This is a genomic window from Brevundimonas sp. (assembly GCF_046293315.1).
Classification (GTDB): Bacteria; Pseudomonadota; Alphaproteobacteria; order Caulobacterales; family Caulobacteraceae; genus Brevundimonas.
Genome location: NZ_JBKBPF010000002.1, coordinates 199,241 through 224,219, shown reverse-complemented (window position 1 = coordinate 224,219; position 24,979 = coordinate 199,241). Strand labels below are relative to the sequence as shown.

Below are 24,979 nucleotides of genomic sequence, written 5' to 3'. Positions count from 1 at the left end.
GATCGGCCGTCTAGGGTGAAAGACGGTCGGACGCCACCCGCACCTTCGCGACCAGACCCTCGGGCTGCCACTGGTAGTCGATCGACCCGCGCAGTTGCCGGTTCACCACGCGGTCCAGCAGGCGGCCGCCAAAGCCCGAGGTGTCGGCGGGCGGCTTCACGGGCGGGCCGCCACGCTCGGTCCAGACGATGACGGCGTCTTCGTCCTGGATCGAGCAGGAAACGTTCAGCAGGCCTTCGGCCGCCGACAGGGCGCCGTACTTGACCGAATTGGTGGCCAGTTCGTGGATGACGAGGGCCAGCGCCGTGGCCGCCTCTTCGCCGATCCTCATGCGGGGCACGGAGACCCGGATGCGTCCGCTGAAAGCGCCGAGGTCGTCGTAGGGCACCAGCAGCAGGGACAGGAGGTCGCCGAGCAGGGCGGCGTCATTGTCCTGGCCTGGCACGGGCCGAACCAGATCGTGGGCTCGGCCCAGCGCGGCGAGCCGGTGGGTCAGGTCGCGGGCCATGTCCTCCTTGGTCTTGGCCGAGCGAGACGTCATGGAGGTGAGGGCGCCCGCGACCGCCATCAGGTTCTTGACGCGATGGCTCATCTCGCCGGCCAGCAGTTCATTGGCCTCTTCCGCCTGCTTGCGGCCCGTGACGTCGAGAAATACGCCGTACATGACGCGCGCCTTGATGCCCTCGTCATCGCCCCGGCCGCGGGCGGAGATCCAGCGCACATCGTCCTCGACCAGAATCCGGAAATCGATCTCGTAGGGGCCGACGATGCCGCGCGTCGCGTGAAATGCCACCCGGACCCTGTCGCGGTCGGCGGGGTGGATATGGGCGGAAAGATCCTCAAAATTGATCGGGGCGCCCTTGGGCACGGTCCACAGATCGTAGCCGATCTCGTCCATGGTCAGGCGATCGGTGTCCACATGCCATGACCACAGGGCGATCCCTGCGGCGGTGACGCCCAGGCGAAGGTGTTTTTCATCCCAGACGGGCGCGCTTCGGGGCATGGGCCTCCATCCATTGCTCTTGCAGGACGCTCTTACGCAAACCCCCCGACGGCCGGAAAGGCTGCGTATCGAGAACGTTTTTTGCGTGAAGGCGGGAGTGTGCGGCGCACGATGCCGGTCTCTTCCAGCCGCAAGAGCCCTTTGATCCTGTCTCGCGATGGGAGGAACATACACTTTAAGGCCGCAACAGCGAAATCCTGTCCATGAGCCGCCGGCCGCCTTCCAGCCGCGGCCCTTGGCGCCCTGCGCGAAACGACGGATATGTAGGGCATGAACGCATCGGATCCATCACAGGGCCCGGCGCGGGTGGCCTATCAGGGCGCGCCCGGCGCCTTCAGCCATGCGGCGTGCCTGGCTCTGCGGCCGTGGGACGAGCCGGTGGCGTTCGAGACCTTCGACCAGGCGATCAATGCTGTGCGCTCGGGCGATTGCGGCTTGGCCCTGATCCCGGTGGAGAACTCGACCATCGGGGTGGTCCAGCCCGCCGCCGATCTGGTGGCGGCCTCGGGTCTGGCGGTGGTCACGGAGGTGTGGCGGCCGATCCGGTTGGCGCTGATGGCAGCGCAGGGCGCCCGCCTGTCGGACCTGAAGACCGTCGAAAGCCATCCCGCCGCCCTCAGGCAGTGCGTGAAGACGCTGGCCGAGCTGGGGCTGGAAGCGCGCGAGGTCTTCGACACGGCCGGGGCCGCGCGGGCTGTGGCGGAGGCCAGGGATCGCAGCCGCGCGGCCGTGGCGCCGCCTCCGGCCGCGGAAATCTACGGATTGTCGATTCTGCGCCACGATCTTCAGGATTCAGCGGATAACCGCACGCGCTTTGTGCTCCTGACGGTCTCAGAGGGTTGACGGCGCAAGGATTTTGCGTGTTCTGGGCAGCACGGTCGATCTGACCGCAACTGCCGGACCCTTGTCATGTCCATGTCGCGCGCGCTTTCCGTCTCCACCTCTGACCGTTCGCGCGCGGCCTATTTCGGCTATTTCGCCTCCGAGTTTCGATACGCCGGCTGAGGCGTCGGGCTTTCTGAAAACCGACGCCTCGCCGGCGACCGCTCTGAACGCCAGAGCGGCGGACCGTATCCCTGTCCCCTGAAACTCTTTCCAGCGAAATCACCCATGTCCAACTCGACCCTGCATCAGGTCTGGCCTGAATCGGCCGCCGACTCTCCCGAACACAAGGCCCTCGCGGCCCTGCGCGCCCAGATCGACGCCGTCGACGACCAGCTTCTGGAGCTATTCCAGAAGCGCCTCAATCTGGCCGGTCAGGTGGGCCGGGCCAAGGACGCGCCGACCGGTCCGCACACCAAGCTGCGACCGGACCGGGAAAAGGCCGTGCTGGCCCACGTCCACGGCCGTGCGGCCGTCCCTCACAAGGAGGCGGTCACGGGCCTGTGGCGCGAGATCGTCGGTTGGGGCCTGGCCCAGCAGGGCCAGCTGAAGGTCCAGGTCTGGTCGCCCAATGAACCGGCCCGGGCCTTCGACGGCGCGCGCCAGCGGTTCGGCCGGGCGGCGGAGATCCGCATGGTGCAGGACGCCGAGGCCGCCCTGCGCTTCGCTTCGGAGGGAGGCGGGGTCGCCGTGCTGGCGGTGAACAACGACACGCCCTGGTGGATCGGGCTGCGCAAGGAGTGGGCGCACCTGAGCGTGTTCGAGGGCTTCGGCGGCGAGGTTCCCTCGGCCTTCGCGGTGGGGCCCATAGACCCGGCGGCCCTGCCGGGCGGACGGCGGGTGGTGGTGTCGGCCGGCGGCGACGCGGGAGACGGGGCGGGTGCCCGACGCTGGGGCCTGCACACTCATCACGGCTGGACCCTGGCCCTGACCGACGCGCGCATAGCGCCGGGCGGGCCGGAAGGCTGTGTCGGGGCGGTGGGTTAGCCGCAGGCGGAGAAGAAGCGCTCGACGGCGGCTTCGGAACCGGCATGGGCGGCGTAGGCTTCGCGGCGGTCGCCGACCCATGAGGCGATCCAGCCGACGCGGCGGAAGCGCTGGAACACCGGATGGGACGGATCGGCCGTGGCGGCGAGGAGCACCCCGTCGCTTAGCATGGACGGCTGGGATTCGGCGGGGAAGCGTTCGGTTTCACCGCCGGATTCCAGATGGATGACCGGCTCCACGCCGTCCTCGACGTCCTTATAGAGCATCAGGCCGGGCGTTCCGGTTTCGCAGTGCAGGCTGAGGCGGACGTCGTCACTCTCGGCGACGCCATAGGCCAGCGCCGAACCGTCAGCATGGCGGTTGAAGTGCCAGTCGTATCCGGCGATGGGCGTCGGGGCGGGGCTTTCCGTGCGCGCGTAGGGCTCCGGCTTCGGGGCGTCCACCGAGGCGCAGGCGGCCAGAATCAGCAGGGAGGTGGTCGCGAGGAGGGGGGTGAGGGCTTTCATTGGACCTTCGGAGTCAGCCGCCGCACGCTGCGGCGAAATCGGTGAGCAGAGCGCCGTGTTGGCCGCCGATGCGGACCGTCCAGCGGTTCTGTCCCTGGTGCAGAGCCAGGGCACTCGTTTCCAGGAACGCTGCGAACACGGGGTGTTCCATGCGCAGCGAGGCGGTGAGGCGCGTGGAACCTCCGTTTTCGGCCAATTCGCCCTGCGACGCCGTGGAGGTCTGGCCCGAGCGGATGGAGACGTAGCCCATGACAGCGCCCGGTCGGTCGTACACTGAAACCATCACAGCCCCGCTGCCGGGTTCGCACTCGAGTGTGGCGCGAAGGTCGGGCGTGTCTGGCACTTCATTGGCCAGGACGATCCGGTCGCCGCCATCAGCGCCATAGAGGGTCCAGGTCCAGCGCGCCTGGTCGGGCGGCTGGACAGCCAGCGCGGCAGCCATCAGCACCCATGCTGTCATGGTTCAGAGCCCCCGTATCCTGAACCGACAGTGATCAGGCGCGACCCGAAGCGCAATAGGCGAGGAAGCGGGAAACCGTGGAGCGCTCGGACTCGTTGGCCGGCAGCACGAAGGCGCCGCCCGCGCCCTCAACGTGCATGGAGCCACGCTCGACAAGACCGGTGAGGGCAGTGTCATCCAGCGCGATGCGGGTCTCGTAAGCCTCGCCGCTCGACAGGGGGTCGGGCTCGGAATAGTTGACAGAGGCGCGCATCAGCCGCGGGGAATCCGGTTGGACGTCGCCGTAGATCACCGCGCTGCGATCACCGGGATCACAGGTCATCATGAGGGCCAACTGGTCGGAATTGGCCACGCCGTAAGCCAGCTTGGCCATGGAGCCCTCGTGATGCAGATGCCATCCCATGGGCTGGACATCCTGCTGGGCTTCGTAAGCGGACGAAGCGGGCTGCGCGGCAAGGACCACGAGACCCAGGAAACCAGCGGCGGGGATGAGAACCTTGAACATACTGTTAACTGCCTCCGCCGATCAGAACGCGGACGGCCGTGAACGGTTCACGGCTCAGCTTCCGGCGTTCGATGGCTTACCGTGGCAGGTCGAACATGAACGGAAGCTGAGCCGTTTAGCAGTCAGAACGGGTTGAAGCGTTCCACCAGCGACTGGGCCGCAGGCGCGGCCTGGACCCGGCTGATGTCGCCGCGTCCGCCGTAGTGAATGCGGGCCTCGGCGATCTGGTCGTGGCGAATGGTGTTGGCCGATGAGATGTCTTCGGGCCGCACGATGCCGGCAACGGTCAGTTCGCGAACCTCTCGGTTGGTGCGCACTTCCTGCCGACCCTGGATCACCATGTTGCCGTTGGGCATGACGGCGGTGACCACGGCGGCGATCGTGACGTTGATGTTCTCGGACCGGCTGACGCTGCCCGAGCCCGAGGAGGTGGAGCCGCCGCCGAAGCCGATGAGCGCCGATGGGTCGAAGGCGCCGCCGATGGCGCTGGCGGCTTCGGCCTCGAGTCCGAAGAAGTTGGAAACGCCGGAGTTGATCTCGTTGGACCGGCTGCGCTGGGTCGAATTCTGGGTCTGGGCCCGGTCGCGGATGTCGATGGCCACCGTCAGGATGTCGCCGACGTTGCGGGCGCGCTGATCGCCGAAGAAGGTGCGCGAGCCCGAGCGCCAGATGGAGTTGGCCGAGGCCGGGCGTGCTTCCGGCGCCGGCAGGATTTGCTGGTTCACCGGCATCAGGGCTGCGGGATAGCCAATGGGCGCCAGTTCCGGGCCCCGCACGGCCTCCATGGCGGTGGAGCAGGCGCCGAGCAGGGCCAGGGGAACGATGGCGACGAGGGCTTTACGCATGACGGATTCCTCTAGCGCAGGGCTGCGAATTGTTGGGGATTGGTGCGGGCGGCGTGGGCGGCGGGGCCGGTGACAGCCTGGCCGGGGCCGACCGCCACGGCGTCGATGGCGCGGCCGGATTCTATGTTGGTGACGACCACGGCCTCGCCGACGGCGGCATTGCGCGCAGCGCGGCCAGTGACGGTGAGGCTGACCCCGCCCGAGATGAAGGCCACCTGGACCATGTCGCCACGGGCGATCACCTGGGGCGTGGTCAGGTCGCGGGACTGAACCGGGGTTCCGGCCCGCAGGGGCCGGCGGGCGGAAAGGCCAATGACGCTTTCGGCGTCCTGTGGCCCGCCAGCGGACGCCTGGTGGGCCTGAACTGCGGACCAGATCACATCCTCGGGCTGGATTACATCGCCGGACGCGAGGCTGCGGGCGTAGGTCAGGACCTCCACCGTCGCGCCGGGACGGCCAGCGGACGCTGCGGTCTGGGTAAGGACGCCGCCCGTAGATCCTTGGCGCACGACGATGCGGCGCAGGCCTGTCGGATTGCTCCAGTGCAGTCCGGCGCGGGCGGCCGCAGCCTGGACGTGGGCGGCGTCCAGCACAGCCGTGGGTCCGCTACGCCGCGCGACGACCACCGAGGCGGCCGCTCCGGCGCCGTCGAATAGTTCGCCCAAGGTAATGCTGCCGTCGTCGTCCATGGGACTGGCCAGGAGGCTGACGGGGCTCGACATGGCGGGGGTGGCGGCAATCACGGCGATGATCAGGGCGGCGAGGGCGGTGGCGCCCATGCCGATACGAGCGCGACGGCGACGGGGCATCACCTCGAAGGCCGGGCGGCGGTAAACGGCTCTCATCATGACTTCACCTGGGCGGAGACGCTGAGCATTTCGTCGGCGGTGGAGATGACCTTGGAGTTCATCTCGTAGGCGCGCTGGGCCACGATAAGGGCCGTGATCTCGCTCACCGCGTCGACATTGGAGGCTTCGGTGTAGCCCTGCAAAAGTTGCCCGTAACCGATGTCGCCGGGGGCCCCGATGGTGGCCGGACCTGATGCGGCGGTCTCCAGCAGCAGGTTGTCGCCAATGGCCTCGAGCCCCGCTTCGTTGAAGAAGGTGGCGATCTCGAGTTGGCCAACGATCTGGGGCTCTGCTTCCCCGTCCAGGATGACCTGCACCTGACCGGCGCGGGAGATGGACACGTCCACCGCTTCCTGGGGGATCGCGATGGCCGGTTCCACCTGGTAACCGTCGTCGGTGACCAGGATACCTTCCTGATTGACCGAGAAGTTGCCGGCCCGCGTGTAGGCGATTTCACCCGATGGCATGGTCACCTGGAAGTAGCCGCGCCCGTCGATGGCCAGGTCGTAGGTGTTGCCCGTCTGGGTAGGCGAGCCCTGGGTCATGATGCGGTAGACGCTGCCGGCCTTCACGCCGGCGCCGATCTGGATGCCGGTGGGCACCACGGTGCCCTGGGCCGAGGATTGGGCCCCCATGCGCTCGACGTTCTGATAGAGCAGGTCCTGGAACTCGGCGCGCTGACGCTTGAAGCCCACCGTATTCATGTTGGCGATGTTGTTCGAGATGACCTCGACGTTCAGCTGTTGGGCCAGCATCCCGGAGGCGGCGGTGCGAAGTGCGCGCATGGTCAACTTCTCCTTAGTTCGGGCGGCCGAGGCGCTCGACGGCGCGCTTGGACAGGTCGTTCTGGTTTTCAATCATCTTGGAGGCGCGCTCGTAGGCGCGGCTGATCTCGATCAGGTTGGTGATCTCAAGGATGGTGTTGACGTTGGAGCCTTCCAGCATTCCCTGACGGATCTGGACGTCGTTGGCCTCCAGGGGGGCTTCGTTGGCGGTGTTTCGGTAGAGGCCGTCGCCGCCCTTTTCGAGAACGGAGAGCAGTGCGAAGCGCACCGTGTTCAGGCGGCCCACCGCTTGGCCGTCCTGGCTGATGGTCCCGTCCTCGGCCACAGCGACAGCGCCCAGCGCCGGGTCGAGGATGATCTCGCCGCCGTCGCCCAGCACTGGATGCCCGGCCTCCGTAGTGAGGCGTCCTTCGGGGTCCAGGGTGAAGGCCCCGTCGCGGGTATAGGCTTCGCCCTGGGCGGTCTCGACGGTGAAGAAGGCGCCTTCGCCTTCGATCGCAAAGTCCAGGGGGCGGCCGGTCTGGCGAAGGGCGCCCTGGCCGAAGTCGCGACCCACGCCGTTGTCCAGCACGAAGCTGGCTGAAGGTCGGATGCCGTGGTTACGGGCGCGTTGGCCGATCTCCGTGCCAACCATCAGTTGCTCCACCTTGAAACCGGTGGTGTCGGCATTTGCGATGTTGTTGGCCACGATATCCAGCTCGCGACGGAGCGTCATCTGGCGGGACAGGGCGACATAGGCGGCGTTTTCCACGGGCAACTCCTTCAGCCCCGCTCCCAGCAAGGGGCGGGCCAACAGGGTTAATCCTTGTGGGGTAAGGGTTTTGAGCGAGGTGCCGGGCCAGATGCCCGGCAGAAACTGCCGGTTATGAACGCCTCGTTAACCAAACCGGCGTCATCTGGAGGCTGGAATCGACAGGTCGAGATTCGCGGCCGCGGGGCGTCTGGACACATGCTGAAACTCGGCAAGAAAAAGAAGGACGCAGGCGTGCCCGCCACGACCGAGTCGCCCGCCGACGGCGTCGAGGGCGAAGGCGCGCCCGGCAAGAAGAAGCCGCCTATGCTGTTGATCATCGGCGCCGCCGCCGCCGTGGTTGTTCTGGGGGGGGGCGCTGCAGCTTTTTTCCTCATGCAGCCTGGATCGGCCGAGGCGTCGGGCGATGAGGTCCATGCATCCCCACCACCGCCTCCCGCCAAGAAGGGCGGAGACAGCCACGGTGCGCCGGCCGAGGGTGGAGCGGGCGTGATCTCGGCCGGTCCGGACGGCGTGACCTTCTACACAATGCCCGACATGGTGGTGAACATTCAGTCCGCCAGTGGTCGTCCTACCTTCCTCAAGCTGAAGCTGACCCTCGAGATGGAGGACGCCTATCTGGCCCAGACGCTTCAGGCCGAGGCGCCGCGACTTCAGGACATGTTCCAGGGCTATCTGCGGGAACTGCGTCCCGAGGAACTGGCAGGCTCTGCAGGAAGCCACCAACTGCGTCAGGAACTGCTGCGACGGGTCAATCTGATCGCCGCACCGGGCCAGGTCGACGCCGTGCTCATCGAAGAAATGCTGGTGCAGTAGACCATGAGTGACGTCGAAACCCTCGATGGCGATGCGGCGGCCGGCGGCGAAGCGGGTCTGTCGGAACGCGTCCTGAATCAGGACGAGATCGACAGCCTGCTGGGCTTTGATCTCGGAGACGACGACGGTTCCGACCGATCGGGCATCCGGGCCATCATCAACTCCGCCCTTGTCAGCTACGAACGGCTGCCAATGCTGGAGATCGTCTTCGACCGTCTGGTGCGGCTGATGACGACGAGCCTGCGCAACTTCACGTCGGACAACGTCGAGGTGTCCCTGGACAACATCAGCTCGATCCGTTTCGGCGACTATCTGAACTCCATCCCGCTGCCGGCGATCCTGGCGGTGTTCCGGGCTGAGGAACTGGATAACTACGGCCTGCTGACGGTCGATTCGAACCTGATCTATTCCATTGTGGACGTGCTGCTTGGCGGCCGCCGCGGCACCGCGGCCCTGCGCATTGAGGGGCGGCCCTACACCACCATCGAGCGGATGCTGGTTCAGCGCATGATCGAGGTTGTCCTGGCCGACGCCCAGGCGGCGTTCGAGCCCCTGACACCCGTCCATTTCAATCTCGACCGCCTGGAGACCAATCCTCGTTTCGCCGCCATCGCCCGGTCGGCAAACGCCGCCATCTTGGTCAAGCTGCGTATCGACATGGAGGATCGCGGCGGTCGGGTTGAACTGTTGCTGCCCTATTCGACGCTCGAGCCCATCCGGAAAATGCTGCTGCAGCAGTTCATGGGCGAGAAGTTCGGACGCGACAACATCTGGGAAAGCCATCTGGCCACCGAGCTCTGGACCACCGAGACCGAGGTGCGCGCCGTGCTGGAAGAGCAGCAAATGCCGCTTCAGAAGGTGCTCGACCTGAAGGTCGGTGACACTCTGATGCTGAACGCTGGCCCCGACAGCGAGGTCAGCGTGCGCTGCGGCTCGATCCCTGTCACCACGGGCCGCATGGGCCGCAAGGGTCAGCACATCGCCATACGCGTTGAGCGCCCCATCAGCGTCGAAACCGCAAGCCGACTGACCGGAGGGAAACGATGAGCGCGACCGGATTGATTCTGGACGGGGTCCTGATGTTGCTGCTGATCGGGGCGGTTGCTTTCGGCATTCGCCTCGAGCGGAAACTGGCCGCGTTGCGGACTGGTCAGGCCGAGTTCGCCCGGGCTGTGAGCGAGCTCAACGCCGCCGCCGGAAAGGCCGAAAACGCGCTGATGGCGCTCAAATCGGCTGGTCAGGACACGGACCTTCTGCACGACCGTATCGTCAAGGGGCGCCAACTCAAGGCTGAACTGGAGGCGCTGATATCGCGGGCCCCCGCGCGGCCGGAACCGGCCGTCAGCGCGCCGTCGGCGGTGGCCAGCGCCCCCCATTCGGAGCCGCGCCTTCAGCCTCAGGAGGTCCCTGCGTCGGCGCCCCAACAGGCTGCGGAGCGGGCGTCGATGATCCTCCAGGCCCTGGCCGCTAACCAAACTGCTCAACAAAGCCTGAACCGCGCCCGGCGTAAGCTGGACGAAGACCTGTTCGCCGCCTGATTCTGAAAGCCCTCTCCGATGAAGATGCCCCGCATCCTGCCCCTGATCGCCATTGCCGTTGGCGGTATCGTCGCCGTGCGTGCCGTGGGACTGGCCCCCGACCTGTTCCAGGGCGCCCAGGCCTGGGCCCAGGAAGGTGTTGTGGCGGCCGGAGACGTGGCCCTGCCGACCATCGCCTCTGCGCCCGCCGTGTGCGCGCTGTCTGAAGAGCAGTTGGCCGAACAGGCAGGCATCTCCCCGGCTGAACTGCGGATCATCCAGCGTCTCTCGGATCGTCGCGGAGAGCTGGATGCGCGCGACGCGGATTTCGCCACCATGTTGCCGTTGATGGCTGCGGCGGAGCAGAAGCTGGACGAAAGGATCGCCGCGCTGAACGCCGTCAAGGCTGAGCTTGAGGGCATGCTGGGGCAAGCCGACGAGCGTGAACAGGCCGAGGTCAACCGGCTGGTCCAGGTCTATCAGGCCATGCGGCCGCGAGAAGCCGCAGCGGTGTTCAACACCCTGGCCGACTCGGTGCGTCTGCCGGTGGCCCAGGCCATGCGCCCGCGCGCCCTGGCCGCGATCATGGCCCAGATGCCGCCCGCCGAAGCTCGCGAACTGACCGAGAAACTGGCCGACCGGTATGAGGCCGAGGAACTGGCCGTCCGCGCCGAGGCGGCGGGGCGGGATGCGCTTGCTACAGCGCCCGCACCCACCCAGACGGCCGAGGCGGCGCCCCCAGCCCAACAGCCCGCACGTCGCCCCGCCGCGCGCCCCGCCCAGGCCCGTGCGCAGGCCCAGACGCCGCCCGCGCCGCCACCGGGCCCCCAGGCGTATGAGGCCGGGGACCAGCCGGCCGGCCAGGCGGAGCCCGCACGCCAGACGGTGCAGTAGAGCAAGGCCCTTTCGATACCGTGCGGGCTCGGCTAAATGCGGCTCAGTACATCGCCGAAAGAGCCGTCATGTCCGAAACGCCCCCCGACCGTCTGTCCGTCAATCCCGCCAGTCCGCACCATGACGAGGCCGTGCTCGCGCGCGGGGTCGGCATCCGCTTCAAGGGCGAGGAGAAGACGAACGTCGAGGAGTACTGCGTGTCCGAAGGCTGGGTGCGTCTGGCCGTGGGCAACCGTGTGGACCGCAAGGGCAACCAGCTGACCGTCAAGCTGCAGGGGCCCGTGGTCCCCTACTTCAAGGACGACGGCGAAGCCTGATCGACCTGCCGTCCGACAGGGCGTCGGACCAGCATCGGCTAGTCGGTGATCCGTGCGCGCCCGGTGTCGAGGGCGGGCACGGGGCTCCGTCACCGACGCGCAGGGGACGGAGGTGTGAGCCGGGCGATCACAGTCCCGGCTCCCGCAAGACCACCGCACGGCTGGACTTTCCGTCCCGGGTCGGCTGAAAGTGCGCCTCGACATGGGGGCTTCAGGACGGGCTTGGGCCGGCCAGCCTCCGCCCTATCCGATAGAACATGGACGCCTGATGACCGACGCCACGCCGGCCACGCCCACTGGTTCAACCCCTCCCGGCGGCCCGCCGCCAGGCAAGCGCAACGCTTTCACCCGCTTCCTCGACGGGGTGGAGTGGCTGGGCAATTGCCTGCCGCACCCGGTCACCCTGTTCTTCCTGCTGGCCGTGGCCATCGTGCTGCTGTCCGGCCTGTTCGGGGCCATGGGCGTGGCGGTGGAGGATCCGCGACCGCTGGGCGCGTCCGGCCGGTCCGAGGACGGCATGATCCGCGCGGTCAGCCTGATGACCGACGACGGCCTGCGCCGCATCTTCACCAGCCTGGTGGACAATTTCACCAGCTTCGCGCCGCTCGGAGTGGTTCTGGTGGCCATGCTGGGCGTAGGGGTCGCGGAACGCTCGGGCCTGCTGTCGGCGGCGGTCCGCGGCATCGTGCTCGGCGCCTCGCCCAAGGTGGTGACGATGGCTATCGTGTTCGCGGGCGTGCTGTCCAACACCGCGTCCGAGATGGGCTATGTGGTGCTGATCCCGTTGGCTGGCGCGGTCTATTACTCGCTGGGTCGACATCCGCTGGCGGGCATGGCGGCGGCGTTTGCCGGGGTGTCTGGCGGCTATTCGGCGAACCTTCTGATCGGCACGGTCGACCCGCTGCTGGCCGGGATCACCGAGGAGGCCGCGCGCCTGATCGACCCCACCTATGCGGTGACGGCCACGGCCAGCTACTTCTTCATGGTGGTCAGCGTGTTCCTGGTGACCATCATCGGCTCGCTGGTCAGCATCTATATCGTTGAGCCCAAGCTCGGCGCCTATGACAAGAGCAAGGCCGATCCCGAGATTCTCAAGGGGGGCTCCATGGACGCCCTGACCGACAAGGAGAAGAAGGGTCTGAAGGTGGCCGGTCTGGCGGTGCTGGGCGTGTTCGCCGTCATGGCCCTGACGCTGATTCCGGACTGGGGCCTGCTGCGCGATCCGGTGACCGGGGACCGCATCCGCTCACCCTTCTTCAGCGGCTTCGTCACCTGGATTCTGCTGTTCTTCCTGGTGGTGGGTTTCGCCTATGGCCGCACGGTCGGCACCATGAAGAACGACCGGGACGTGATCGACGGCATGGCCTCGGCCATATCTACCCTGGGCCTCTATGTGGTGATCGTCTTCTTCGCCGCCCAGTTCGTGGCCTTCTTCGGCTGGTCGAACCTGGGTGCCATCACGGCCGTCAACGGCGCAACCTTCCTGCAGAACAGCGGCCTGACGGGGCCGGCGGTGTTCATGGGCTTCATCCTGATCTGCTGTTTCGTGAACCTGATGATCGGGTCCGCCTCAGCCCAATGGGCCATGACCGCGCCGATCTTCGTGCCCATGCTGATGCTGATCGGCTATTCGCCCGAGGTGATCCAGACCGCCTACCGGATCGGGGATTCCACCACCAACATCATCACCCCGATGATGAGCTATTTCGGCCTGATCCTGGCGTGGGCGACCCGCTACAACAAGGATGTAGGCATCGGCACGATGATCGCGATGATGCTGCCCTATTCGATCTTCTTCACGATCGGATGGACCATCCTGTTCTTCCTGTGGGTTTTCGGCTTTGGCCTGCCGGTGGGACCGGGGTCGCCGACCTATTACACGCCAGGCTGACCGCTCAGTCGGTCAGGGTGATCGCAGACAGCAGGCGGCCGAAGTCCGGCTCTCCGCGTTTGAAGGCCCGGCGGTTGGAGAAGAAGCGCGCCTCGTCGGTGCAGGTGTCGTGTCCGGTCCAGGCGGCTTGAGCGACGCCTGCCTCGGCCAGCCGCCACAGGATGAATCCGGGCAGGTTGAACAGGCGCTTGTCGGCCACCTCGCCCGGCCGGAAGAAGCGCCCGGCGCCGGGATCATGGTGCTCGAACCGGTCCTGGAAGTCGGCGCCCACCTCATAGCTGTCCGGCCCTATGCAGGGGCCGACCACGGCTACAATGCGCTCGGGAATGGCGCCCATGGCCTGCATGGCCGCCACGCCGCTGTGGACCACGCCGTTGAGGGCGCCCTTCCAGCCCGCGTGCACCGCGCCCACGACCCGGGCGTGGGGGTCGGCCAGCAGGATCGGCGCGCAGTCAGCGGTCAGGGCCCCGCAGACCAGGCCGGGCCGATCAGTCACCACGCCGTCGCCCTCGGGCCTCTGATCGCCCCACGGGGCCTCGGCCACGCGAATGAGGGTCGAGTGGATCTGATAGGCGGTGAACAGGCGGCCCTCCCCGGCGCCGAACACGGCGGCGCAGCGGCGGCGGTTCTCGCGCACGGCCGGCGGGTCATCGCGGGAGCCGAGGCCCACGTTCAGGCTGTCGTAGATGCCGGTGGAGACGCCGCCGTTGCGGGTGAAGAAGGCGTGGCGGACGCCGGGCCGGTCCAGCAGGGGATGGGTCAGGGACTCGGCCATGTCAGCCCTCGAAGCCGGGGATGGACAGGCTCTTCGGGCCGAACACGCAGGCGGCCTTGAACAGATCGCCCATCTGGTCCGGCGCGGTCAGGCGGCGCAACTGGCGCTCGATCACGGGCGCGGCGTCGGGGCGGGGCTGCATCAGCCTCTGGGCGCGGGTCTCGACCCCCAGGGCGCGCAGGAAATCGCCCTGGCCGCGACAGCCGGTGACGTCGGCGCCGGACCGCACGGCGGCCTCCAGAACCACCGGGAAGTCGGCCCACTGGGTCAGGTCGGCCTCGCCCGGCGTGGACAGGGGATCGACCTTCTCGTGCCGCTTCAGGGCCTGAAGCGTATCGCCGGGCCCGGGCCGGTCGCGGCCGTAGTCGATCAGTAGCGCGGCGCCGGACGCCTCGCGGGTCAGGGCGCCCAGGTCGCGGCCGAAGGCGGCCTGTTGCTCGGATATCTCGAAGATCTGACCGGGTGCGATGTCGAAGGCGGGCTTGTGGAAGCCGGCGCTGGGGGCGGTCAGGCCGAAGGTCAGGCCGTCGGCGTCGTCCAGCCCCACGCGCCGCTCGGCCCAGCCGGTGGCGGTACGCATGAACTGGCGCGCGGGCAGGCAGTCCAGCACCTCATTGGCGATCAGGATGACGGGGGCGTCGGTCTCGATGGCATGCAGGGATTTGACCCAGCGCGGCTGACGGTCGTGGTCGGACAAGCGCCGGGCCTGAACCTCGCGCAGCGGCGCGCTGGGCTCGATCAGGACCAGATCGCAGGCCTCCAGAAAGGCGGGGGCCAGGCGGGCGGCGCGCAGGGCGTCGTCCATCAGGGTTCCGTCGCCCGGCCCGACCTCCACCAGCCGGAAGCGGTCCGGCGCCCCGAGGCGGGTCCAGACCTCCACCGCCCACAGGCCGATCAACTCGCCGAACATCTGGCTGACCAGGGGCGCGGTGATGAAGTCGCCCCGCGCCCCGAGGTTCGGCCGGGTGGCGTAGTAGCCGTCTTCAGGATCATGCAGGCAGCGGGCTACATAGTCCGCCACCGTCATCGGTCCGGTCAGGGCGATCTCGCGCCGCAGGCGGTCGATCAGCGGCATGGGATCACCCTTGCGCGGGCGGTCGGCTCCAGGCCCGCCAGATCAGCCAGGCGCCGATCAGCATCATGGGAATGGACAGCAGCATGCCCATGGTCACCATGCCCTGCAGGGCGTCCGGCATGTGGGTGTCGGGCTCCCGCACCGTCTCCAGCACCGCCCGCGACAGGCCGTAGCCCAGCAGGAAGATGCCGGTGACGTAGCCGGGCTTGGCCAGCAGGCGCCATTTCCAGACCGCAAGGGCCAGAAGCACGAACAGCACCAGGCCCTCGAGTGCGGCTTCATACAGTTGGCTGGCGTGCCGGGGTTCAAGACCGGCAGGGCAATAGCCGTAAAGCTGCAGGATACGGTCGTTGCAGAACACGACGCCCAGCGGGCTATCCGTCGGGCGGCCCCACAGCTCGCCGTTGATGAAGTTGGCGATGCGACCGAAGAACAGGCCGATGGGCGCCACCGGCGCGATCAGGTCGCCCAGGGACAGGGGATTGATTTTCTGGCTGCGCGCGAAGAAGAACAAGGCGATGGCGACGCCGATTAGCCCGCCATGGAACGACATGCCACCGGTCCACACCTGAAGGATTTCGAGCCGCTCCCCGATGCCCGAGCCGGTGAAGATCTGGCCGAGCAGATCGGGCCGGTAGAACAGGACGTAGCCCAGACGTCCGCCCCCGATGATGCCCAGCGTCACCCACAGCACCAGATCATCGATCTGAGGCCCGGTGACCGGAGGGGTGCGCGGCGTCCAAAGGCTGTCCCGCTTCGACAGCATGACCGCATAGCGCCAGCCCAGAACGATGCCGGCCACATAGGCCAGTGCGTACCAGCGGATGGGCAAAGGCCCAATCTGGAACAGGACTGGATCGAATTCCGGAAAGACCACGCGCGACTCCCTGGTGGTTGCCGGTCTCGTTTAGCAAGCGCGGCCGGACCCGTCGCCCCTGATCTGAGGCGACGGGCCGGTTGTCGTGCGTCAGCCGCCGAACAGGCCCGCGACCCAGACGCGCACGGCGGCCTCGTCCGTGGGATCGCCGGTGTAGGACAGGCCCTGGCCCGGAGTGTGCGGCTCGTTGGAGGCGCGCTCGCGGTTGGTCCAGGCCTTGTGCCCATAGACCACGCGGCCGAAGCCCGAGGGCAGGGCGGTGATGGTCGGTTCGATGAACAGGGTGTCGGCGCTGGTGGTCTGGCCCGCCAGGCGCACATTCGGCAGGTCCTTCAGCACATCCACCGCGTCCAGGCAGCCGCCTGAGCAGCCGCCGTCTACCAGCACCACCACATTACCGCGCACAGGATTGGCGCCGGTTTCTATCTCCCCCATCGCGGGGATCGGCCGGGTGAAGGTTTGCTGACCGGCCTGGATGGCTTGATCGAAGGCTTCGACCACAGCCTGGGTCTCGGCGATGGTGGCCGGGTTGTTGGCCACGAACGCGGGGTCGCCCTGCATACGGGCCAGGGCCTGGGCAAACCATTCACGGTTGGCGGGTGTAGCCCGGTAGCCGAGATTGACGCCGGTCGGCTGGGCCGCACCGATCATTTCCGGCGTCCAGATGCGGGCCGCGGCGCGCAGGGCGTAGCTGGCGGCCGAAGCCGAGGTTCCATCCGCGCCGCGCAGGTCGATCACCACCCCGGAAGCACCGCGGATGGCCGATTGCTGGGCGTCCACCTGGGCCAGGAAGGCGTCCCAGTCGGCGTCGTCTGCCAAGGTGTGGACGTTCACCCACGCGAGGCCATCGACCATCTCGACCGCCAGCGGAACTGACGGCGGTACATAAACCGAGGCGCGATAGGCGGCCTCGCGGTGTTCGGGCGTGGCAAAGTCGGTCACGATGTTCACACTGCGGTTGCGACGACCATCCGTGAACCGGCACGTGGCGGGCATGCCGCCGGCCATGGGGTTGCCCCGGTCCCAGAACAGGTAGGGAGCGGTCTCGATGCGATGCGCTTCAAGCGACAAGTCACCTTCCCACCGGTCCAGGCGGCGCTGGGCGATTTCCTCGGCCGGCGTTCCGTCGCAGGAGTCCAGAACCCAGCCCACCTGCGGCACGTTGCGGCGCACGGCTGGATTGACCCAGCTCACCACATAGGCGCCGTCGCGCCACGCGGTGGCGAAGTTGGCCCAAGCCACCGCGTCCCACGGCTGGCGACCGGCCCAGGTCGGGCTGAGGCTGATGTTGGCGTCGCGGAAGCCGTAACCGTAGCCCCGCAGCAGATAGGCGTAGGCGTTGGGCGAGTTGATCCGGCCCAGATTGCCCTGGGCTTCTGCATAGCCTTCGTCCAGCCAGGTGCGGAACTGGGCGCTGGAGGGCGCTTCGATGACCGCAGCCGGGTGGTTCTGGCTCAGCGCCTCGCGGGCGGCGGTCAAATCCTGTTCGGCGGCGGCGCGCCAGTCCTGGGCTCCGGCCCCACCGGCCGAGACCGTCAGAGCCAGGGCGGATGCTGCAGTGGCGAGGAGGGTTTTCACGGCGGTGTCTCCGAGTGAGTTCAAGCACAGATGACGGGTGTTAAACCCTATCAGCCCATGCTCGCCAACCCCCGGACGGACACCCGCGGACGTTTACACAGACCGGCATGGGCCGTAAGCGAAGCCCGGCGAGCGGCGACAGACCGCGTCAGGGAAGTCATCACGGCATGTTCTCCAAGATCCTCATCGCCAACCGGGGCGAGATCGCGGTCCGGATTATCAAGACCTGCCGGCGCATGGGCATCGCGACGGTGCAGGTCTATTCCGAGGCGGACGCCGGCTCGCTGGCGGTGGAGATGGCGGACGAGGCGGTGCTGATCGGCCCGGCGCCGGCGAACCAGTCCTATCTGCTGGCCGACAAGATCGTGGAGGCGGTGCGCCAGACCGGCGCGGAAGCCGTTCACCCGGGCTTCGGCTTCCTGAGCGAGAACGCGGGCTTCGCCCGGCGTCTGCGCGACGAGGGCATCGCCTTCATCGGCCCCAACCCCGAGGCTATCGACGCCATGGGCGACAAGATTAGCTCCAAGAAGCTGGCCGCCGAGGCGGGGGTCTCCACTGTGCCGGGCCATATGGGACTGATCGAAACGCCGGAAGAGGCCGTCAGGATCGCCCGTGAGATCGGCTATCCCATCATGATCAAGGCCTCGGCCGGGGGCGGCGGCAAGGGAATCCGCGTGGCCCACTCCGACGCTGACATGGCGGAGGGCTTCGCCGCCGTGAAGGCCGAGGCGAAGAACGCCTTCGGCGACGACCGGGTTTTCCTCGAGAAGTTCATCATCGACCCGCGCCACATCGAGATTCAGGTGCTGGGCGACAAGCACGGCAACGTCATCCACCTGTTCGAGCGGGAATGCTCAATCCAGCGCCGCAACCAGAAGGTCATCGAGGAGGCCCCGTCGCCCCTGCTGGACGAGGCCACCCGCGCCGCCATGGGCGCCCAGGCTGTCGCCCTGGCCAGGGCGGTGAACTATGACTCGGCCGGCACGGTGGAGTTCGTGGCCGGGCAGGACAGGAGCTTCTTCTTCCTGGAGATGAACACCCGCCTGCAGGTGGAGCATCCGGTGACGGAATTGATCACCGGCGTCGATCTGGTCGAACAGATGATCCGCTCCGCCTGGGGCGAAAAACTCAACCTGACCCAGAAGGATCTGAAGATCGACGGCTGGGCCATCGAGAGCCGCATCTACGCCGAGGATCCCTATCGCGGCTTCCTGCCCTCCATCGGCCGGCTGGTGCGCTACGACCAGCCCGACGAGGGTGAGCAGGACGGCTATGTGGTCCGCAATGATTCCGGGGTCCGCGAGGGCGACGAGATCAGCATGTTCTACGACCCCATGATCGCCAAGCTGTGCGCCTGGGCCCCGACCCGCGAGGGCGCCATCGACGGCATGGGCCGGGCGCTTGAGGACACCCATCTGGAAGGCGTCGGCCACAACGTCCCCTTCCTGGCGGCGGTGATGGAGCAGGAACGGTTCCGGTCCGGCGTGCTGTCCACCAGCTACATCAAGGACGAGTTTCCCGATGGCTTCGACGGCCTGCCGGTAGCGGATTTCGGGCGCGACGTGATGATCGCGGCGGCCGCGGCCATGAACGAAATCCTCGCCGAACAGTCGGGCGATCCCTCTGACCGGTTCGAATGGGCCGTCCTGATCGGCTGCGAACGCCAGGGGATCATGGTCGGTTATGACGATGACGAGAGCCTGGTGATTGATCTGGACGGGGACCACACCCTGACCCTGACCGACATCGACTGGCGTCCCGGCCTGGCCCAGTTCCGGGCGGTGCTCGCCAATGGTCCTGAGGAAGGCCGGCCATTCACCGCCGAGGTGAAGCGCGCACCGGACGGCTTCGACATCCGCTGGCGGGCCTCGAAGGCGCGGGTGAGGATTCTGGCTCCCCACATCGCCGACCTCTACGCTCGCCTGCCCGAGAAGCAAGCGGCCGACACCTCCAAACTGATTCAGTCGCCCATGCCGGGGCTGGTGGTTTCCATCAATGTGAAGCCGGGCCAGGCGGTCCAGTCTGGCGAGGCCGTGGCGGTGATCGAGGCCATGAAGATGCAAAATATCCTGCGCGCCGAACACGACGGAACGGTCAAGACGGTCAGCGCCGCCACTGGCGACAGCGTGGCCGCCGACGACGAGCTGGTGGAATTCGAATAGTGCGCCGTTTCGCCTCTGGCGTAGATATTGGAACCTTGTTCCTGGCTCCGAAGGGGCGGATCGACCGGCGGCCGTTCATCGTCGGTGTGATCATGCTGATCGCTCTGCTTGCGCTGTTTCAGCTGATGGCGGTGGGACAGTGGTGGCATGTGCCGTTGGGCTGGGTGGTCTATCCGGTCTGGGTCTACGCGGCGGTCTGCGTACTGGCCAAACGGCTGCATGACCGGGGCCGTAGCGGCTGGTGGGCGGGGGGCGTCGTGATCGGATTCAACTTCATCTGGCCGTACCCCGACAGCCTGATCGGGGTGGCAGGGCTGGCGGTCGTGCTTTGGGCCACAGTGGAACTGGGCTGGATGCAAGGCGAGGAAGGGGCGAACCGGCATGGTCCGCCCCTTAACGTTCCAACGACGCCCGCGTCCTAGGGCCTGTCGCGCGGCGGCAGGTCGGACGCCGCCCGGATTATCTGAACGAACGCGGCGCGCTCGCCATAGGGATCATCGCCTCGTGCGCCCTGGGCCAGCTCCAGCACCTGGTCCCAGCCGTAGCCGGCGCCGAGCCACGGATCGCGGCGCAGGCGCTGGCCGAAGGCTGCGACGGCCAGCGCCCACCGTGTGCTTTCCGGCGCGGAAGCCGAGGCCGGACCGGACACCGGCGTCTGCATCAGCACCGACTCGGCCTCACCCGGCAGCTTGTAGCGCACCTGGACGAAGGCCAGTTCTTCGGATGTTGTGCGCGGCGCCTGGCGGGTGTCATAGCGCCGCTCCGACAGCTGGGTCGGACCGCCGACCGGCGTGATTTCATACAGCGCCGTCACCGAGGCCCCCGAGCCCACCTCGCCCGCATCCACCGCATCATTGTTGAAGTCGGCTTCATCCAGCAAGCGCGTCTCGTAGCCGATCAGCCGCCATTCGGCGACATGGGCGGGGTTGAACTCCACCTGGATTTTCACGTCATCGGCGATGGGGAAGGCGCCCCGGTCGAAGGCCGGGCCGAACAGGCGCCGGGCCTCGTTCAGACTGTCCACATAGGCCGCCGTGCCGTTGCCCGCCTGGGAAATGGTCTGCATGCGGGTGTCCTGATAATTGCCACGTCCGAAGCCGTACACCGACAGATAGATGCCGCTGTCGCGCTGCAGTGACACGTACTCCTCGATGGAGCGGTTGTCGGTGACACCCACGTTGAAGTCGCCATCGGTGAACATGAGGATGCGGTTCACCCGGTCGACAGCGTAGTTCACCCGCGCCTGATCATAGGCGTTGGTCATGCCCGTGGCCCCGGCGGTGCCGCCATAGGCGCGCAGGCTTTCAACCGCACAGCGGATGCGCAGCTTGTCCGTACCCGGCGTGGCCTGCAGCGTCGTGCCGGCGCCCTGGGCGTAATAGGTCACGGCCACCGTGTCCTGGGGCCGCAGCCGATCGATGATCAGGTTCATGGACCGCTGGGCCAGCTCCAGCTTGTCCGGACTGTTCATGGAGCCGGATACATCGACCAGGAAGGTCAGGTTCAGCGGGCGGCGCTGATCCTCGGGCAGTTCATACCCTTGAAGGCCCACATGGACGATCCGGCGACCCTCGGCCCAGGGCGAGTCCACCACAGCGGTGGTGACCGCGAAGGGCTCATCGGCGCTGTCAGGCTGAACGTAGCCGTAGTCGAAATAGTTGATCATCTCCTCGACGCGCACGGCGTCGACGGGCGGCGACATGCCGTCATTTATGAAGCGGCGGACGTTGGAATAGCTTGCCGTATCCACGTCGATGGAAAAGGTCGAGACCGGCTCATCCATCGTCCGGCGCACTGCATTGGGCGTGGCCTGGGGATAGGTTTCGGGCGTGCCGGCGATCACCGGGCCGGGTGCGATGCGAGAACCTGTGACCACGACTTCCTGTGGCGAAGCCGCACCGACGGGCGGCGGCGGCGCCGGAGGCGGCGGAGGTGGAGGCGGAGGCGGAGGCGGAGAACCTGGGGCGACCACGGGCGGGCCCGAGTATTCGTGACGGTGCTGGTTCCCGGTCGCTTGTACAGGCGGCGTCGGAAACCGCGACCGGACATTTACCGGCTCCTTGTAGATTTCAAAACCCAGAGCGGCGCAGGCTGCCCGGGTCGGCGCACCGTCCCCCGGCCGGTGGGACGTCCCCTGCGGGGCCGGCTGCGCCCCAGCCATCGTCACCATCCCGAGACTGGCGGCCAGACTGACCCCGGCCCTGAACGTCTTTGATCCAAACATGGAAAGCTCCCGATCAACCCCTGTGCGTCCATCACGCAAGCCAAGATTGGTCGAAACTGTGGCGAATTATCCAGATGGAATCCGATGGCTACGATCGGTTGGCCGCGTCCAGCGCTTCGCCGCGTGAGGAAAGCCGAGGGCGTGCGACCGCGGCCAGGCGGGTCGGGCGCGGAACAGCAGGGGCCTGGATGCTCTCGATCGATTGCCGACCTTCGGGCAACTGCAGGGTCAAGCTGATCCTGAATTCGGCCCGTGTCCGGGGACGCAGAGGCCGAAGTGAAGCGGAAAAGGTTGAAATCCGTTCCCTCACCCGGATGTGGCGAGGCGTCGGTTCTGCACCCCTGCGCTTGAGAGTGACGGCGCAGCCGCGCTGCTCATCGCCACCCAAAGGGGCAATCTGCGCGATCTCATCCAGGCTAAGGATGATGCGATGCCCATCCGCGTGAGTCAGTTCGATGAAGGTCATGTTCACCTGCCCTATGAAATATAGCACGGTTATCGATCTTCGGTAAGAAGGGCCTCGCTCGGTGATTTCCCGCCGATCAAGGCTCGTGGCGGCAGAGCTGGAAGCCTATATTGGCCCCGCGACAAGGGGGATCAGATGGCGGACGCATCGACGGGAATGGAGCTGGGCCACGCGGTGGTTCTGCTGGGCGCGGCGGTGGTGGCGGCGCCGCTCTTCCGCAAGCTGGGTCTGGGTTCGGTGCTGGGATATCTGGCCGCCGGGCTTCTGATCGGTCCGTTCGGGCTGGGCCTGTTCGACGATCCCATGACCATCCTGCACGTGGCTGAGCTGGGTGTGGTGATGCTGTTGTTCATCATCGGCCTGGAGATGCGCCCCTCACGGTTGTGGAGCTTGAGGCGGGAGATTTTCGGCCTCGGCGCGGCCCAGGTGGCCGCTTGCGCCCTGCTGCTCACGGGGGTCGGCATAGCGTTCGGCTTTGCGCCCGCCGTGGCGCTGATCGGCGCCTGCGGCTTCGTGCTGTCGTCCACGGCCGTCATCATGCAGATGCTGGACGAACGCGGCGAGCGGATGGAGCCGCAGGGGCAGAGGGCGGTCTCGATCCTGTTGCTGGAGGATCTGGCCATCGTGCCGCTGCTGGCGCTGGTCGCCTTCATGGGGGCGGCCATGGGCACGGACTCCGGCGAAGCGGCGCGCCCGGTCTGGCAGGCGGTGCTGATCGGGCTTCTGGCCATCGCGGCCCTGGTGGGGGCAGGGCGCTATCTGCTGAACCCGCTGTTCCGGATCCTGGCCAACAGCGGCGCGCGCGAGGTGATGACGGCCGCGGCCCTGCTGGTGGTGCTGGGGGCCGCCCTGTTCATGCAGGTGGGCGGGCTGTCCATGGCCATGGGCGCGTTCCTGGCCGGGGTGCTGCTGTCGGACTCCACCTTCCGCCATCAGCTGGAGGCGGACATCGAGCCGTTCCGGGGCATCCTGCTCGGCCTGTTCTTCCTCAGCGTCGGCATGGCGCTGGATCTGGCCGTGGTGGCGTCGGACTGGATCCTGATCGCCGGGGCGGTGGTCGCCTTCATGGCCGTGAAGGGCGTCGCGATCTACGCCATCGCGCGCGTGTTCAAGGCCAGACACCGCGAGGCGCTGGAGCGGGCGGCCTTGTTCGCTCAAGGGGGCGAGTTCGCCTTCGTGCTGTATGCTGCGGCCCTGACCGCCGGGGTATTCGACGGGCGCACCAGCGCGGTGATGACGGCGGTGGTGATCCTGTCCATGGCCCTGACGCCCGTGGTCACCCTGATCGTCACCCGGTTCTTCCTGCCCGATGAAAAGGGCCTGTCGCCCGATGACGCGGACGGCGTGGACCGGGCCGACGACCTGCACGGGCGGGTGCTGATCATCGGCTTCGGCCGGTTCGCCCAGGTGGTCAGCCAGCCGCTGCTGGCCCGCGACGTGGATGTGTCGATCATCGAGAACGATGTGGAGATGATCCAGGCCGCGGGTAATTTCGGTTTCAAGGTCTACTACGGCGACGGGGCGCGGCTGGACGTGCTGCACGCGTCAGGGGCGGGGACCGCCGAGGCGGTTCTGGTGTGCGTGGACAAGCCCGAGGTCGCCGATCACATCGTCGAGCTGGTCAAGGCGGAATTCCCCCTGACGCGGCTGTATGTCCGCGCCTTCGACCGGGGCCATTCGCTGCGGCTGGTCAAGGCGGGTGTGGACTACGAGCTGCGAGAGACCTTCGAATCCGCCCTGAAATTCGGCGGTCAGGTGCTGGCCGACATGGGCCTGGACGAGCGCGGCGTGACGGAAACCCTGGACGATGTGCGCCGCCGCGACGAGCAGCGATTCGAAGCCCAGATCACCGGCGGTCTGACGGCGGGTCGGTCCCTGATGCGTGGCAATGCGGTAACGCCCCAGCCCGCGCCCTATGTGCCGCCGAAGCGCGAGGCCAGGCCGCTCAGCGAGGAGACCGCCGACGTGCTGGAGGACGAGGACTCGCCCGCCTGAGGCTCAACGAAAAACGGCGCCCCAGAAGGAGCGCCGTTCTGTCTTCGCAGGGTGTGATCCTGATTACTGACCGGATTGCGCCGCCGCCAGGCCTACACGGGCCTGAAGGTGCTGGTCTTGTCCAATGGCGCCGGAGATTTCGTTGAAACGTTCCAGCGTCAGGCCGGAGGATTCAATGGCGGATGCCATCTGGGCTTGCTGTTCAGCGCTAGGGGCTGCGCCGTTCAGAGCCTGGGCGATCGGTTGCACGGCCGTCATCGCGGCGGCGAACTGGCCGGCCTCTGCGTCGGTCACGCCGGCGCCGACGGAACCGGCCGCGGACGGGGTGGTGGACGCCACGCCGATGCGGGCCTGAAGCACCGGATCGGTCGAGACCGCTTGAGAGATCGTGTTGAAACGGTCGATCTCGAGGCCCGAGGCTTCGACAGCGGCGGCCATTTCAGCCTGCTGCTCGGGGGTCGGCTGACCGCCCTGAACCTGCTGGGCGACCGTCTGCATACGCTCCATGGCGCCAGCGAAGGCAGCCAATTCGGCATCGGTCGGTTCACCCGCGGCGACCGGGGCGGCGGCTTCGGCCTGCGCCGAGACGCCAGCCTGGGTGTCGGCTTCCTGAGCCATGGCGGCTCCGGCGAAAAGGGCGGCGGAGGAAACGGCGGCGATAAGCTTGAGACGCATGAATTGTCCTTCGAATTGTCCACTCGGTTCAGTGAGAACCGTCAAACGCGAACTAGGTTCACGACTTCCCGTGTGAATGTGGCGTTGAATCAATGGGAAGTGGGAGGACCAGAGGGTACCCCGACGGAAGCCGTCCATGCAACTA

The 24,979-nt window shown here is 67.2% G+C and carries 26 protein-coding genes; 11 read left to right on the top strand and 15 right to left on the bottom strand.

The features are described from left to right. Positions 1–10 precede the first annotated feature (10 nt). On the bottom strand, positions 11–1,003 hold the full coding sequence (locus ACK4SE_RS02915) for a sensor histidine kinase (protein WP_409688529.1): 993 nt from the start codon (positions 1,001–1,003) through the stop codon (positions 11–13). 270 nt (positions 1,004–1,273) lie between these two features. On the opposite strand from ACK4SE_RS02915, the gene ACK4SE_RS02910 reads away from it, so the two are divergent. Together ACK4SE_RS02910 and ACK4SE_RS02905 are read left to right on the top strand one after the other, a co-directional pair. Beyond that, entirely contained in the window at positions 1,274–1,846 is a 573-nt protein-coding gene (locus ACK4SE_RS02910) for a prephenate dehydratase domain-containing protein (protein ID WP_409688526.1), read from the top strand. A gap of 267 nt (positions 1,847–2,113) precedes the next feature. After that, a complete protein-coding gene (locus tag ACK4SE_RS02905) occupies positions 2,114–2,872 on the top strand; it encodes a chorismate mutase (RefSeq protein WP_409688523.1) in 759 nt (252 codons plus the stop codon). Here ACK4SE_RS02905 and ACK4SE_RS02900 read toward each other — a convergent pair. The 7 genes from ACK4SE_RS02900 to flgF all read right to left on the bottom strand — a co-directional run bounded on the left by ACK4SE_RS02900 (position 2,869) and on the right by flgF (position 7,572). Further along, positions 2,869–3,378, bottom strand: coding sequence for a hypothetical protein (locus ACK4SE_RS02900; RefSeq protein WP_409688520.1), 510 nt, complete (start codon positions 3,376–3,378; stop codon positions 2,869–2,871). The two genes, ACK4SE_RS02905 and ACK4SE_RS02900, sit on opposite strands and share 4 nt — an antisense overlap. Positions 3,379–3,391: 13 nt before the next feature. Next, positions 3,392–3,838, bottom strand: coding sequence for a hypothetical protein (locus ACK4SE_RS02895; RefSeq protein ID WP_409688517.1), 447 nt, complete (start codon positions 3,836–3,838; stop codon positions 3,392–3,394). A 34-nt stretch (positions 3,839–3,872) separates the two neighbouring features. Then, positions 3,873–4,343 carry a hypothetical protein gene (locus ACK4SE_RS02890; protein ID WP_409688514.1) on the bottom strand — a complete coding sequence of 157 codons (471 nt, stop codon included), beginning with the start codon at positions 4,341–4,343 and terminating at the stop codon, positions 3,873–3,875. Between the two features lie 122 nt (positions 4,344–4,465). Continuing rightward, a complete protein-coding gene (flgH, locus tag ACK4SE_RS02885; protein WP_409688511.1) occupies positions 4,466–5,188 on the bottom strand; it encodes a flagellar basal body L-ring protein FlgH in 723 nt (240 codons plus the stop codon). Between the two features lie 11 nt (positions 5,189–5,199). Next, positions 5,200–6,036, bottom strand: a complete 837-nt coding sequence (gene flgA, locus ACK4SE_RS02880) for a flagellar basal body P-ring formation chaperone FlgA (RefSeq protein WP_409688509.1) — start codon at positions 6,034–6,036, stop codon at positions 5,200–5,202. Beyond that, complete coding sequence (flgG, locus tag ACK4SE_RS02875) at positions 6,033–6,821, bottom strand: flagellar basal-body rod protein FlgG (RefSeq protein WP_409688506.1); 789 nt, start codon at positions 6,819–6,821, stop codon at positions 6,033–6,035. The genes flgA and flgG overlap by 4 nt, the downstream gene beginning before the upstream one ends. A gap of 13 nt (positions 6,822–6,834) precedes the next feature. Further along, positions 6,835–7,572, bottom strand: a complete 738-nt coding sequence (gene flgF / locus ACK4SE_RS02870; protein WP_409688682.1) for a flagellar basal-body rod protein FlgF — start codon at positions 7,570–7,572, stop codon at positions 6,835–6,837. Positions 7,573–7,770: 198 nt separating this feature from the next. On the opposite strand from flgF, the gene ACK4SE_RS02865 reads away from it, so the two are divergent. From ACK4SE_RS02865 to ACK4SE_RS02840, 6 genes are all read left to right on the top strand, one after another. Beyond that, positions 7,771–8,388, top strand: coding sequence for a flagellar basal body-associated FliL family protein (locus ACK4SE_RS02865; protein WP_409688503.1), 618 nt, complete (start codon positions 7,771–7,773; stop codon positions 8,386–8,388). Positions 8,389–8,391: 3 nt separating this feature from the next. Continuing rightward, the gene (gene fliM, locus ACK4SE_RS02860) at positions 8,392–9,435 is read left to right on the top strand and encodes a flagellar motor switch protein FliM (RefSeq protein WP_409688500.1); all 1,044 of its coding nucleotides are present in this window, start codon (positions 8,392–8,394) and stop codon (positions 9,433–9,435) included. Further along, a complete protein-coding gene (locus ACK4SE_RS02855) occupies positions 9,432–9,926 on the top strand; it encodes a DUF6468 domain-containing protein (RefSeq protein WP_409688497.1) in 495 nt (164 codons plus the stop codon). Before fliM ends, ACK4SE_RS02855 begins: the two co-directional genes overlap by 4 nt. A gap of 18 nt (positions 9,927–9,944) precedes the next feature. Then, entirely contained in the window at positions 9,945–10,799 is an 855-nt protein-coding gene (locus ACK4SE_RS02850) for a MotE family protein (RefSeq protein ID WP_409688494.1), read from the top strand. Between the two features lie 68 nt (positions 10,800–10,867). Further along, positions 10,868–11,116 (top strand): DUF3297 family protein, encoded by a 249-nt coding sequence (locus tag ACK4SE_RS02845; protein ID WP_409688491.1) that lies wholly within the window; start codon positions 10,868–10,870, stop codon positions 11,114–11,116. Positions 11,117–11,384: 268 nt separating this feature from the next. Then, positions 11,385–13,007: an AbgT family transporter gene (locus ACK4SE_RS02840; protein WP_409688489.1), complete on the top strand. Its 1,623-nt coding sequence runs from the start codon at positions 11,385–11,387 to the stop codon at positions 13,005–13,007. Between the two features lie 4 nt (positions 13,008–13,011). Here ACK4SE_RS02840 and pgeF read toward each other — a convergent pair whose 3' ends face one another. From pgeF to ACK4SE_RS02820, 4 genes are all read right to left on the bottom strand, one after another. After that, a complete protein-coding gene (pgeF, locus tag ACK4SE_RS02835) occupies positions 13,012–13,782 on the bottom strand; it encodes a peptidoglycan editing factor PgeF (RefSeq protein ID WP_409688486.1) in 771 nt (256 codons plus the stop codon). Between the two features lies 1 nt (position 13,783). After that, complete coding sequence (locus ACK4SE_RS02830) at positions 13,784–14,857, bottom strand: class I SAM-dependent methyltransferase (RefSeq protein ID WP_409688483.1); 1,074 nt, start codon at positions 14,855–14,857, stop codon at positions 13,784–13,786. Positions 14,858–14,861: 4 nt separating this feature from the next. Beyond that, a complete protein-coding gene (gene lgt, locus ACK4SE_RS02825) occupies positions 14,862–15,734 on the bottom strand; it encodes a prolipoprotein diacylglyceryl transferase (RefSeq protein WP_409688480.1) in 873 nt (290 codons plus the stop codon). A gap of 90 nt (positions 15,735–15,824) precedes the next feature. Continuing rightward, positions 15,825–17,312: a hypothetical protein gene (locus tag ACK4SE_RS02820; RefSeq protein ID WP_409688477.1), complete on the bottom strand. Its 1,488-nt coding sequence runs from the start codon at positions 17,310–17,312 to the stop codon at positions 15,825–15,827. A gap of 167 nt (positions 17,313–17,479) precedes the next feature. Here ACK4SE_RS02820 and ACK4SE_RS02815 point away from each other — a divergent pair, with 167 nt between their 5' ends. Next, positions 17,480–19,474, top strand: a complete 1,995-nt coding sequence (locus ACK4SE_RS02815) for an acetyl-CoA carboxylase biotin carboxylase subunit (RefSeq protein ID WP_409688474.1) — start codon at positions 17,480–17,482, stop codon at positions 19,472–19,474. 35 nt (positions 19,475–19,509) lie between these two features. Further along, entirely contained in the window at positions 19,510–19,896 is a 387-nt protein-coding gene (locus tag ACK4SE_RS02810; protein ID WP_409688472.1) for a DUF805 domain-containing protein, read from the top strand. Here ACK4SE_RS02810 and ACK4SE_RS02805 read toward each other — a convergent pair. Both ACK4SE_RS02805 and ACK4SE_RS02800 read right to left on the bottom strand, forming a co-directional pair. Further along, complete coding sequence (locus ACK4SE_RS02805; RefSeq protein ID WP_409688469.1) at positions 19,893–21,350, bottom strand: vWA domain-containing protein; 1,458 nt, start codon at positions 21,348–21,350, stop codon at positions 19,893–19,895. The two genes, ACK4SE_RS02810 and ACK4SE_RS02805, sit on opposite strands and share 4 nt — an antisense overlap. Positions 21,351–21,786: 436 nt before the next feature. After that, positions 21,787–22,164 (bottom strand): hypothetical protein, encoded by a 378-nt coding sequence (locus tag ACK4SE_RS02800; protein ID WP_409688466.1) that lies wholly within the window; start codon positions 22,162–22,164, stop codon positions 21,787–21,789. A 135-nt stretch (positions 22,165–22,299) separates the two neighbouring features. On the opposite strand from ACK4SE_RS02800, the gene ACK4SE_RS02795 reads away from it, so the two are divergent. Next, a complete protein-coding gene (locus ACK4SE_RS02795; protein WP_409688463.1) occupies positions 22,300–24,159 on the top strand; it encodes a monovalent cation:proton antiporter-2 (CPA2) family protein in 1,860 nt (619 codons plus the stop codon). Positions 24,160–24,222: 63 nt separating this feature from the next. Here the strand turns inward: ACK4SE_RS02795 and ACK4SE_RS02790 are convergent, their stop codons facing one another. Beyond that, a complete protein-coding gene (locus tag ACK4SE_RS02790) occupies positions 24,223–24,834 on the bottom strand; it encodes a DUF4168 domain-containing protein (RefSeq protein ID WP_409688460.1) in 612 nt (203 codons plus the stop codon). Positions 24,835–24,979 lie beyond the last annotated feature (145 nt).

Bases quoted from the DNA above. Each gene is read 5' to 3' on its own strand.
- ACK4SE_RS02915 (WP_409688529.1), bottom strand. From the start codon at position 1,003: ATGCCCCGAAGCGCGCCCGTCTGGGATGAAAAACACCTTCGCCTGGGC.
- ACK4SE_RS02910 (WP_409688526.1), top strand. From the start codon at position 1,274: ATGAACGCATCGGATCCATCACAGGGCCCGGCGCGGGTGGCCTATCAG.
- ACK4SE_RS02905 (WP_409688523.1), top strand. From the start codon at position 2,114: ATGTCCAACTCGACCCTGCATCAGGTCTGGCCTGAATCGGCCGCCGAC.
- ACK4SE_RS02900 (WP_409688520.1), bottom strand. From the start codon at position 3,378: ATGAAAGCCCTCACCCCCCTCCTCGCGACCACCTCCCTGCTGATTCTG.
- ACK4SE_RS02895 (WP_409688517.1), bottom strand. From the start codon at position 3,838: ATGACAGCATGGGTGCTGATGGCTGCCGCGCTGGCTGTCCAGCCGCCC.
- ACK4SE_RS02890 (WP_409688514.1), bottom strand. From the start codon at position 4,343: ATGTTCAAGGTTCTCATCCCCGCCGCTGGTTTCCTGGGTCTCGTGGTC.
- flgH (WP_409688511.1), bottom strand. From the start codon at position 5,188: ATGCGTAAAGCCCTCGTCGCCATCGTTCCCCTGGCCCTGCTCGGCGCC.
- flgA (WP_409688509.1), bottom strand. From the start codon at position 6,036: ATGATGAGAGCCGTTTACCGCCGCCCGGCCTTCGAGGTGATGCCCCGT.
- flgG (WP_409688506.1), bottom strand. From the start codon at position 6,821: ATGCGCGCACTTCGCACCGCCGCCTCCGGGATGCTGGCCCAACAGCTG.
- ACK4SE_RS02865 (WP_409688503.1), top strand. From the start codon at position 7,771: ATGCTGAAACTCGGCAAGAAAAAGAAGGACGCAGGCGTGCCCGCCACG.
- fliM (WP_409688500.1), top strand. From the start codon at position 8,392: ATGAGTGACGTCGAAACCCTCGATGGCGATGCGGCGGCCGGCGGCGAA.
- ACK4SE_RS02855 (WP_409688497.1), top strand. From the start codon at position 9,432: ATGAGCGCGACCGGATTGATTCTGGACGGGGTCCTGATGTTGCTGCTG.
- ACK4SE_RS02850 (WP_409688494.1), top strand. From the start codon at position 9,945: ATGAAGATGCCCCGCATCCTGCCCCTGATCGCCATTGCCGTTGGCGGT.
- ACK4SE_RS02845 (WP_409688491.1), top strand. From the start codon at position 10,868: ATGTCCGAAACGCCCCCCGACCGTCTGTCCGTCAATCCCGCCAGTCCG.
- ACK4SE_RS02840 (WP_409688489.1), top strand. From the start codon at position 11,385: ATGACCGACGCCACGCCGGCCACGCCCACTGGTTCAACCCCTCCCGGC.
- pgeF (WP_409688486.1), bottom strand. From the start codon at position 13,782: ATGGCCGAGTCCCTGACCCATCCCCTGCTGGACCGGCCCGGCGTCCGC.
- ACK4SE_RS02830 (WP_409688483.1), bottom strand. From the start codon at position 14,857: ATGCCGCTGATCGACCGCCTGCGGCGCGAGATCGCCCTGACCGGACCG.
- ACK4SE_RS02815 (WP_409688474.1), top strand. From the start codon at position 17,480: ATGTTCTCCAAGATCCTCATCGCCAACCGGGGCGAGATCGCGGTCCGG.
- ACK4SE_RS02800 (WP_409688466.1), bottom strand. From the start codon at position 22,164: ATGACCTTCATCGAACTGACTCACGCGGATGGGCATCGCATCATCCTT.
- ACK4SE_RS02795 (WP_409688463.1), top strand. From the start codon at position 22,300: ATGGCGGACGCATCGACGGGAATGGAGCTGGGCCACGCGGTGGTTCTG.
- ACK4SE_RS02790 (WP_409688460.1), bottom strand. From the start codon at position 24,834: ATGCGTCTCAAGCTTATCGCCGCCGTTTCCTCCGCCGCCCTTTTCGCC.